Origin of the sequence: uncultured Salegentibacter sp. (assembly GCF_963972535.1) — a bacterium.
In the GTDB taxonomy this organism is placed as follows: Bacteria; Bacteroidota; Bacteroidia; order Flavobacteriales; family Flavobacteriaceae; genus Salegentibacter.
In genome coordinates this window covers 1-9,251 of the sequence record NZ_CAXAVR010000103.1, presented here as the reverse complement: position 1 = coordinate 9,251, position 9,251 = coordinate 1, and the positions used below count along the sequence as shown (strand labels likewise).

Annotated in this window: 9 protein-coding genes; 3 read left to right on the top strand and 6 right to left on the bottom strand. The window is 36.6% G+C overall.

What is annotated here, in order from left to right; all coding sequences use genetic code 11:
* Positions 1–3: 3 nt before the first annotated feature.
* On the top strand, positions 4–1,353 hold the full coding sequence (rimO, locus tag AACZ30_RS11195) for a 30S ribosomal protein S12 methylthiotransferase RimO (RefSeq protein ID WP_339649412.1): 1,350 nt from the start codon (positions 4–6) through the stop codon (positions 1,351–1,353).
* A gap of 75 nt (positions 1,354–1,428) precedes the next feature.
* Here rimO and AACZ30_RS11190 read toward each other — a convergent pair whose 3' ends face one another.
* The 3 genes from AACZ30_RS11190 to AACZ30_RS11180 all read right to left on the bottom strand — a co-directional run bounded on the left by AACZ30_RS11190 (position 1,429) and on the right by AACZ30_RS11180 (position 4,337).
* Complete coding sequence (locus AACZ30_RS11190) at positions 1,429–2,730, bottom strand: erythromycin esterase family protein (protein ID WP_339649411.1); 1,302 nt, start codon at positions 2,728–2,730, stop codon at positions 1,429–1,431.
* Between the two features lie 119 nt (positions 2,731–2,849).
* Positions 2,850–3,554: a VTT domain-containing protein gene (locus AACZ30_RS11185; RefSeq protein ID WP_208226068.1), complete on the bottom strand. Its 705-nt coding sequence runs from the start codon at positions 3,552–3,554 to the stop codon at positions 2,850–2,852.
* Positions 3,555–3,662: 108 nt separating this feature from the next.
* Positions 3,663–4,337: a TIGR02117 family protein gene (locus AACZ30_RS11180; RefSeq protein WP_339649409.1), complete on the bottom strand. Its 675-nt coding sequence runs from the start codon at positions 4,335–4,337 to the stop codon at positions 3,663–3,665.
* 338 nt (positions 4,338–4,675) lie between these two features.
* Between AACZ30_RS11180 and AACZ30_RS11175 the strand changes: the two genes are divergently transcribed.
* Together AACZ30_RS11175 and AACZ30_RS11170 are read left to right on the top strand one after the other, a co-directional pair.
* The gene (locus AACZ30_RS11175; RefSeq protein WP_339649406.1) at positions 4,676–5,035 is read left to right on the top strand and encodes a hypothetical protein; all 360 of its coding nucleotides are present in this window, start codon (positions 4,676–4,678) and stop codon (positions 5,033–5,035) included.
* On the top strand, positions 5,035–5,448 hold the full coding sequence (locus tag AACZ30_RS11170) for a hypothetical protein (protein ID WP_339649404.1): 414 nt from the start codon (positions 5,035–5,037) through the stop codon (positions 5,446–5,448). The genes AACZ30_RS11175 and AACZ30_RS11170 overlap by 1 nt, the downstream gene beginning before the upstream one ends.
* On the opposite strand, the gene AACZ30_RS11165 is transcribed toward AACZ30_RS11170, so the two are convergent.
* The 3 genes from AACZ30_RS11165 to AACZ30_RS11155 form a co-directional block, all read right to left on the bottom strand.
* Positions 5,445–5,879, bottom strand: coding sequence for a hypothetical protein (locus AACZ30_RS11165; RefSeq protein ID WP_339649402.1), 435 nt, complete (start codon positions 5,877–5,879; stop codon positions 5,445–5,447). The genes AACZ30_RS11170 and AACZ30_RS11165 overlap by 4 nt on opposite strands.
* Before the next feature lie 121 nt (positions 5,880–6,000).
* On the bottom strand, positions 6,001–6,963 hold the full coding sequence (locus AACZ30_RS11160) for a calcium/sodium antiporter (RefSeq protein ID WP_208226063.1): 963 nt from the start codon (positions 6,961–6,963) through the stop codon (positions 6,001–6,003).
* On the bottom strand, positions 6,963–9,251 hold a 2,289-nt coding region (locus tag AACZ30_RS11155), incomplete at its 5' end, for an insulinase family protein (protein WP_339649401.1). The genes AACZ30_RS11160 and AACZ30_RS11155, both read right to left, overlap by 1 nt.

Here is a 9,251-nt window from a genome sequence, read left to right as displayed (position 1 = left end):
ATTATGAGGACAAAGTCGATAAAGAAGAACCGTATTAATGTAGTAACCCTTGGTTGCAGCAAGAATGTGTATGATAGTGAGGTGTTGATGGGGCAGCTTAAGGGCAACAATAAAGACGTGGTGCACGAGCAGGACGGCAATATTGTGGTGATTAATACCTGCGGATTTATAGACAACGCCAAAGAAGAATCGGTGAATACCATCCTGGAGTTTGTAGAACAGAAACAACAGGGAGAAGTAGATAAAGTTTTTGTAACCGGGTGTTTAAGCGAGCGTTACAAGCCAGATCTTCAAAAAGAAATTCCTGATGTAGACCAGTATTTTGGAACTACAGAACTTCCCGGTTTACTAAAAGCTCTGGAAGCCGATTATAAACACGAATTGCTTGGGGAGCGTTTAACAACGACGCCCAAGAATTACGCTTATCTTAAAATTGCCGAAGGTTGTGACAGGCCCTGTTCTTTTTGTGCTATTCCGCTAATGCGCGGTGGCCATAAATCGACTCCAATTCAAGATCTGGTTACAGAAGCTAAAAATCTTGCGGCTAACGGGGTAAAAGAATTAATTCTTATCGCGCAGGATCTAACCTATTATGGGCTTGATCTTTATAAGAAAAGAAATTTAGCCGAATTGCTTGAAAACCTGGCTAAGGTTGAAGGCATTGAGTGGATTAGGTTGCATTATGCATTTCCAACCGGTTTCCCAATGGATGTGCTGGATGTGATGAAACGTGAGCCTAAGATATGTAATTATATAGATATCCCGTTGCAGCATATCAATACTGAATTGTTGAAATCTATGCGCCGCGGAACTACGAGCGAAAAAACTACAAAACTACTAAAAGATTTCAGGAAATATGTTCCTGAAATGGCCATTAGAACCACACTTATTGTAGGTTACCCGGGAGAAACCCAGGAGCAGTTTGAGGAAATGAGAGATTGGGTAGAGGAGATGCGTTTTGAGCGTTTAGGCTGCTTTACTTATTCTCACGAAGAAAACACACACGCCTATAATTTGGAAGACGATGTGCCACAAGAGGTAAAACAAGATCGTGCCAACCAGATTATGGAAATACAGAGCCAGATTTCCTGGGAATTAAATCAGCAAAAAATTGGTCAGATCTTTAAAGTGGTGATCGATAGAAAAGAAGGGAACTACTTTGTAGGTAGAACCGAGTTTGATTCACCTGATGTAGATAACGAAGTTTTAATCGATGCCACTACCGTTTACTTAAAAACCGGGGAATTTTACGAAGTAAAAGTGACCGATGCCGCTGATTTCGATCTATATGCCGAACCAATTCACGCAGCTCCAAAACCACAAAGAAAGGAATTGAAAGTAAAGAGCGTTTAAAATCTCCTGGCTTTAGTTTCAGTTTGGGTGAAAAGCTCACTCATTTTAAGAAAGGAATCTACCGCTTTGAATTTATTAAATTCCAAAAGGATAGGTTTCTGGTGTTAATTCATTTTGTGGTTGCAACTTTAAAGGGTGCAGTGCCGTGGTTTTATCAATATGAATAAATGCATCATAACGAGCCGATATTCTTGACGGAACATAATTGCCACGCTCCCTTTCCGGATGGTAAACTACCCCAATCGCACGGTGTTTTATCTTTTCAGAAAAAGCATCATTTAATTCCTGATTTTCATCAAAAATAATAAGTTTATTTTCCGGCCCGCTTTTATGTAATTTATACTCCAAACTGTTTGGGATTGCTTCGGGAACTTTCATTTTTTGCATGGGTGCACCCCAGTTTCTACCGGCCATAACAGATCCTGAATAAGAACCAAATCCAACCAGTACCACCCCTTCTTTGCTGTGCTGTTCCCTTACTAATTGGCCAACATTTACTAATCCGCTTGCTGCCATATCTGTAGCCCTTGCATCCCCAATATGAGTGTTATGTTCCCAGATAATCACTTTAGCCTCATCAGGGTGATGATCCATAAGTCGGTTTAATGTTTCCACCATATGCCGGTCGCGAACATTCCAGGAATCGTCACCAAACCCGGCCATAGCTTTATAATATTTTTCAGCGTTTGCCATAACCAAAGCATTTAGCTCGGCATTTAAACCTGCTTCTTCTGCGCCGTCATAACTATGCGCTTTTTCTCTCACTTGTTTTAACAATTGTACCACCTCATTTTTACAATCTCCTTTTGAAGTAGAGAAAACTGAAGCATAAGAATCTTTTGCTTTAAAAGGTTCAAAACAATTAAGAGCATCTTTTGCTAATTCAGCCGTTTCCGGGTCTTCCTGCTGGAGATAATTAACTATAGAATTCATAGATTCCCAGAGGCTATAGACATCAAGACCATAAAAGCCAATTTTTTCCTCGTGCTTTCTCTTCAAATTAAAATCTTTTAACCAGGTTGCAAAGGCGGCAATTTCCCAATTGGCCCACATCCAGGTAGGCCAGCGATTAAATTCTTTTAAGACCTCCTGAATATTTTCTCCTGAATTCTTATAAGATTTAATCCATTTATTGATTTTATAACAATCTGGCCAGTCACCTTCAACCGCTATAAAAGAAAATCCTTTTTCATTTATAAGCCGTTTAGATATTTGTGCTCGCCAGGTATAATATTCGTGGGTTCCATGACTGGCTTCCCCCAGGAGTACATATTTTGCATCTCCTATTTTTTCCAGTAAAGGATCTAAATCGGCAGAACTTTCCAACCGGTGATAAAATTTTTCAATTTCAGGCTTTTGAATTTTATCTGAAGACATACTTAGCATATTAGGTTAATAGTCTTAAGATAAGCATTTATGCAGAAAACAGGATTTTTGGAGATTATAAAAAAAGTATAAATCCTTCAGATTAAGAGGAGAAATTATTGAAAAGGATTTCAGGATTTGGAGTTGCTGTTCTTCTTCCTTTTTTTATAATCCAGTAATATATAAATAAGATAGGCAACCAAGCCTATTCCACCTATCCAGTAGAGCCCGTCTTTTAATTTGGAAGGATCTTCAGCAAAATAAGCGATGGCTATTGTTAAAGGCAGCATTCCGCAGAGGGTGGCATAAATAAACTTTTTTAAATCCATTCCCAGCATACCCGCGATAAAACTGATAGAATCGTTAGATAAAAAGGGGGAAATCCTGAATAGAATTACCGATCCAAATCCATAATTTCCAATCCAGAAATCCATTTTCTTCAAATTATCCTCCCCAAATATTTTAGTAAGAAATACCCCTTTTAATTTTTCACCAATAAAATATCCAATATAGGAAGCAAGTACCACACCGGTTAATGAAATAAGACTTCCCCACCAAACACCATAAGCCATAACCGCCACGATTATAGGGATCCAGGAAGGAAAAATAATTAGGAACATTTGAAGAATAATAAACAAAATAATAGCTACCGGTCCCCAAACGCCAAAATCTTTAAAATATGCCCGGGTTATTTCTGTATTACCGTTAGTTAAAACCCTTATAGTGGTATCTACAAAGTCCTTGAAACCTGGGAGTGTAAAGTAAGCTGTTAGTAATAAAAGTAATATTACCCCGGAAAGAATAAAAGAAGAATATTTGGAAGCTGAATTCTTCAAACCTTATATAATTTTATAATAGAAATAAAAAGTTACAAAATTATATATGATTGATTTTAAACTTAATAACTTTTAAAGTAGAATTTCCCCTCCTTTTGGCTATCTGTTTTAATTATACTGATAGAAAATTCCCTGCGGAAATGGCGTCCATAAACAGGCTTTAAGTCCGGAGGCTTTTAATGCAGAATTCGTCCAGGTATTACAGGTTTTAAAAAGGTGGAAAGAAGTTTCAGCTAAATAGAACGCATCATCCTGATAATAGTGTAAACCTGAAACAGGTTGAATTTCTCCCTTATTTTCAGCGTTTACAGTTTCTAAAATATAGTCAGTTAGCTTTTTATATTGATCTTCTGAAACTGAAATTTTAACCAGGTTTTCTGAAACTGGTACTTTTTGATAAAATTGCGTGTGTAATGCACTTTGTGATCTTAGAAAAAGCACTTTAAAAGCAACATTGAGTTTTATATCTTCCCACTGCGGGGTATTTCGGTAAAAATTAAGATCACCCCAACCAAACCCTATAAATTCAGAATTCTGCGGATTTGATAGGGTGTGCTTAGGTCTAAATATGCTATCCCAATTGATGATTTTAGAATGTACCGGAAGGAAAATATCGGTATGCATATCCTGTTTATAGAGGTAGATATTAATATTCGCGTTTTTAGTTTCAAATTTAGAATTTACGGGAATTTTAGATCCAATTAATGCCATCACCAGATAAACTATAGCGGGAGATAAAAGGATCAAAAGGAATTTGAAGAAGTAGCGTAAAGCTTGTTTCATTCTTTTAAGATATTGAATTTCGTTCAGTTTATCATATTTCTAGTTTGATAAAAATAAAACGTAAATAGGTCATTTTTTATAAAATTAATCGTCATTACGAACGGAGTGAAGTAACCTGTCAAATTCTATTAATGGTCTACAGATGCTTCGTACCTCGCAATGACAAAGATTATATCATGGAAAATTCAGCTTTTGCTTTTGATATGGATTTAAAAGCCATCAATATTTTATTCAGTTTAAATTTTTAAAATAATTATTATCTTTCCTGTAATATTCTAAAACTTATGCCACAAATTTCTAAAAAAGTCACTTTTTTCCGAAGAAACTATTTCTTCATTATGGGAGGAATTTGGGGATTAATGGGAGTTTTAATGATTATTTTTCAGGTCATGGACGTTATGGCTTATGGTTATACGCTTATCGGACTCATTTATGCCGTTGTAGGATATTTGAAAAGAGATCTGGCATTAGAATTTATAAGCTGGGATGATGAAAAAATAGAGATTAGTGAGTGGCAGCAAAGCACACGATCTTATAAATGGGAGAATATTGACGCAATTAATGTTTCAGCAACTAATCTAACTATTAAATCGGGGCCGGCTGATGGTACTATGGTGGAGCTTAAAGGCTATATCGAAACCGATATTGAAAAACTAAAAACCGAATTGATTCCTGCGCAAAATTTAGCGACTGCCTGATGCAAAAAATAGTAAAACATACCAGCTTCTTTAAGAAGAATCTATACTTTATTCTCGCTGTTTTCTGGCTTCTTTTAGGCCTGGCAAATTATATTTTTGTGGAGGGAAGTGTGGCGATTTTAATATCTTGCCTGTATTTAGTTTCCGGTTTATTGTATGCATGGCTCGCGTATAAACAAATAGATAGAAATACAGCATATATTGCCTGGAACGATGAAAAATTGATTGTAGCGAGGTTACATCAAAAACCTAAAACTTATAAATTTGGCCCGGAATTAAATATTGACGTAAGCAATTACCACTTGATTATTAAAGCTCCAAAAGCTAAAGGAGATATAGTTGAATTAAAGGGATTTTTAGAAGAGGACATAGATTTACTGCGGGAAAAATTTGGGAAGCAGGTTATGGCCTAATTTCTAATTTTTGAAACCAGTTTAAAATCAATACTATCAGCTTTATTCAATTTATACTGAAAAATCGCTTCGCCGGCTATATGCCCATCTTCGTAAGCGGCCCAAATAAAACGCTGATTCAAAATTTCGTTATCTATAAAACGCATCGTGCCGCCTAAAACAGATTCTTCAGGAATAAGTTGAGCATTTCGTTCTAAAGAGGTTACAATAAAAGTTTCAGGGTTTTGCACCGTATCAAAGTCTTCTGTAAAAACTATAGGATTCCGACTTTTCAATAATCTTAATTCTTTTTCCAGCGAATCATTTTCAATTTTTAAATCGTTAAGATCGGCTTCAAGATTATCTATGCGTAATTTGGTTTTTTCCTTTTCCGTTTCGTTAGTGCAACTAAGTAATAATATTATTGCTGGGAGTAAAAATATCTTTTTCATAAGTCTAAATTAATAGAATTAATCTCTGGCAAATGAAAAGAAATTCATAAAAAATAAACGAATTTTCAGATTGTTATATTAAGATTTAAACTTCAGTTCATAAAATAAGTCCAGTCTTTATTTATAATTCCTGCATTACTAAATAAGTAGTATAAGCAAGGTAGGCCACTAATAGAATTAAAGCTTCCCAGCGATCCAGTCTTCTTCTCTTACCGGTAAACATAGCTAAAAGTAGAAATAATGTTCCACCGGCCAGGATATAAAGGTCCTGGTTGAAATTTAAATTGAAATTAATTGGATTTATAATTGATGCTGCAGATAGAATAAGGAAAATATTAAAGATGTTAGAACCAATAATATTACCCACAGCAATGTCGGCATTCTTTTTGGCCGCAGCTACCACCGAGGTGGCCAGTTCGGGCAGGGAAGTTCCCGCAGCCACGACAGTAAGACCAATAATTTTTTGACTAATTCCCATACTTTCGGCAATTTCTATTGCATTATTTACTACCAGTTGGCCCCCTAAAACCAGACCCGCGAGGCCGCCAATAATAAAAATGGTAGTTTTTAAAGGAGACAGGAGTTTGATGTTATCTTCTTCTACCACATCGTCATTTTTGAGTTGTTTGTACACATAAAATAGAAATGCCAGGAAACAGAATAGTAGAATAAATCCGTCTAAAGTACTTAGTATACTGGGTTGATCGGGAGAAATAACCTGATCGTTTACCATCATAAAAAGAATTACTACCGCTATAAGTGAAATAGGAATTTCCTTCCACGCAGTACTGGATTGTACTGCCAGCGGAGTAATAAGCCCTGTAATTCCCAGAATAATAAACAGGTTGAAATTATTACTACCTATCACATTTCCAAAAACGATATCTGAATACCCATCGGCAGCGGCAAAGGTGTTCACCACCAACTCTGGTGCAGAAGTTCCAAAAGCTACAATGGTTAAACCAATAGCAAGGTTAGAAATATTAAATTTTTTGGCCAGGGCAGAAGCACCTTCAACCATATAATTGGCTCCAAAAATTAGGACTACCAGTCCTAAAACAAGTAAAATTGCAGGTAATATCATTATTCGTTAATTTCATTTAATAAAACCGGTTTTCCTAAGCCAAGCTCTTCCAGTTTTTCCATCTGTGTTTCGGCATCTCCAACGATTAAAAAGTACATTTTTTCGGGGTTTATATATTTTTCAGCCAATTCTCTTATATCTAAAACGGTAAGCTCATTTACCATTTTCTCCCGCTGCTTAATGTAATTATACTCACGGCCAAAAGTGCTAATTTCACTAAGCATATCCAGTTTTGAATTTAAAGTTTCAAACTTCCTGGCGTTGCTTTTAATCATAAAGCCACGGGTGACTTCCATATCTTCCCCGTCAAAATTATGCGGATAATTTTCTATAATTTCTTTAATAAGTTTTACCGCATCAAAAGTAATATTACTGCGAACGCCGCTGGAAATTAGAAATAAACCTTGATTTTTTCCTGCATTAAATCCAGAGCGAATTCCGTAGGTGTAGCCTTTGCCTTCCCGTAATTCCTGGGTGAGCTGCGAGGCAAATCCGCCGCCGCCTAAACGATAATTCATAACTTCGGCTGCATAAAAATCATCATCGGTAGCGGCCAGGGCAGGAGCACCAAAGCGTAAAACCGATTGCTTGGCGCCCGGAACATCGTAAAAATAAATTTGAGATTCCTGTGGGAGTTCAAGCTGAGCAACTTCTGGCATTTTAATCGATTTTGGTGGCCAGGCTACCGAAAGCGACCGAATGCCTTTTACCGCATCTTCTTTTTCTATTGCGCCCACTACGTGAAAAACACTGCGTTTAGGACTAAGATTTGCTGAATAATAATCTTTAAGATCTTCCAGGGTAATATTATTTACCGAAGATTCTGTACCTAAATTATTATGACCTAAAATATGATTTTTACCATAAATTAGCTTTCTAAATTCGTTATTGGCAATACTATTTGGATCGGCTTTTTGTTGCTGAATTCTACTAAGCGCCTGCTGTTTTACCAGTTTGAATTCGGTAGAATCCCAGCGAGGTTCCAATAATATTTCCTGAACCAAATCTATGGTTTTAGCATAATTTTTTGCGAGTGTGCTGCCACTTAAAACAATTTTTTCATCTTCCGCATTTACCTTAATATCGGCTCCTAATAATTGAATGGCTTCTTCCAGTTCTTCGGGAGTCTTATTTTTAGTTCCTTTGGTCATTAAATTAGCCAAAAGATTAGAAACGCCTACTTTATTGGGGCTTTCCAGTAATAATCCGCCTTCCATTTCCAGGCTAAATTTTACCAGTGGAACTTCATTATTAGTGATTCCGTAAACTTTAAGCCCGGAAGGAAGTATATTTTCCCAAATTTCTGGAACTGTCAATTCAGGCGCGCTGCTATACGGCGGTTCTACACTTCGGTCAAAACTGGAAGGAGTTTTTTGATAAGAGGCGTCTGTAGATACATTCACTTCTTCTTCCGCATTTTCAACTATTTTTTCTTCTATAACTTCAGCTTCTTCAGAATTTTCTAAAGCAAGTGCCACCTGCCCTTGCGGAACAAAACTTGTAGCGACAAAATGTTTTCCTTTTATATATTTTTCATAAACACGTTTTACATCTTCCGGCGTAACCGCAAGTATTTTTTCTACATCTTTATTAATATAATTCGGATCGTTGGCAAAAATCTGATATTGTGCCAGCTGAAATCCTTTGCCTAAAACACTGGCCAGGCTATTATAGAAGTCGGTTTCCTGTTGTGCTTTAATTCGTTTTAGATCCCGCTCGGGAATACCTTCGACTTCAAAATTTTTAAAGGTTTCAAAAACCGCGTTTTCTACAGAATCTAAATCAACTTCATTATAAGCGGTAACCTGCAGCATTAGTTGTCCCGCTAATTCTGAAGTGTAATTATACATTCTAACCCGATCTGTAAGTTCTTTTTCTGATACCAGGTTTTGATACAGTGGTGCGTTTTTTCCCTCGCTTAAATATTTTGCCAGCACTTCTAAGGCATAAGTGTCTTCGTGGTAGGAATATACGGCCGGCCAGGCGATAGTTAGTTGCGGAAGCCGGGCAAAATTATCTTCGTAATAGAGTTTTTTGGTTTCGGAAAGTGCTACCAATTGCTTTTCTTCTCGTTCAATTTTGGGACCACGCGGTATTTCATCAAAATATTTGTGAATCCATTCTTTGGCTTGCTCTTTATCAAAATCGCCAGCAATACTTAATGTTACATTATTGGGCACATACCAGTTATTATAAAACTCCTTTACATCCTGAAGCGTAGCATTTTGAAGATCTTCTAGCGAGCCAATTACCTGCCAGTTATATGGATGATCTTCGGGATATAAATT

Coding starts and splice junctions, on each gene's coding strand:
- rimO (WP_339649412.1), top strand. CDS start 4: ATGAGGACAAAGTCGATAAAGAAGAACCGTATTAATGTAGTAACCCTT.
- AACZ30_RS11190 (WP_339649411.1), bottom strand. CDS start 2,730: ATGTCTTCAGATAAAATTCAAAAGCCTGAAATTGAAAAATTTTATCAC.
- AACZ30_RS11180 (WP_339649409.1), bottom strand. CDS start 4,337: ATGAAACAAGCTTTACGCTACTTCTTCAAATTCCTTTTGATCCTTTTA.
- AACZ30_RS11175 (WP_339649406.1), top strand. CDS start 4,676: ATGGGAGGAATTTGGGGATTAATGGGAGTTTTAATGATTATTTTTCAG.
- AACZ30_RS11170 (WP_339649404.1), top strand. CDS start 5,035: ATGCAAAAAATAGTAAAACATACCAGCTTCTTTAAGAAGAATCTATAC.
- AACZ30_RS11165 (WP_339649402.1), bottom strand. CDS start 5,879: ATGAAAAAGATATTTTTACTCCCAGCAATAATATTATTACTTAGTTGC.
- AACZ30_RS11160 (WP_208226063.1), bottom strand. CDS start 6,963: ATGATATTACCTGCAATTTTACTTGTTTTAGGACTGGTAGTCCTAATT.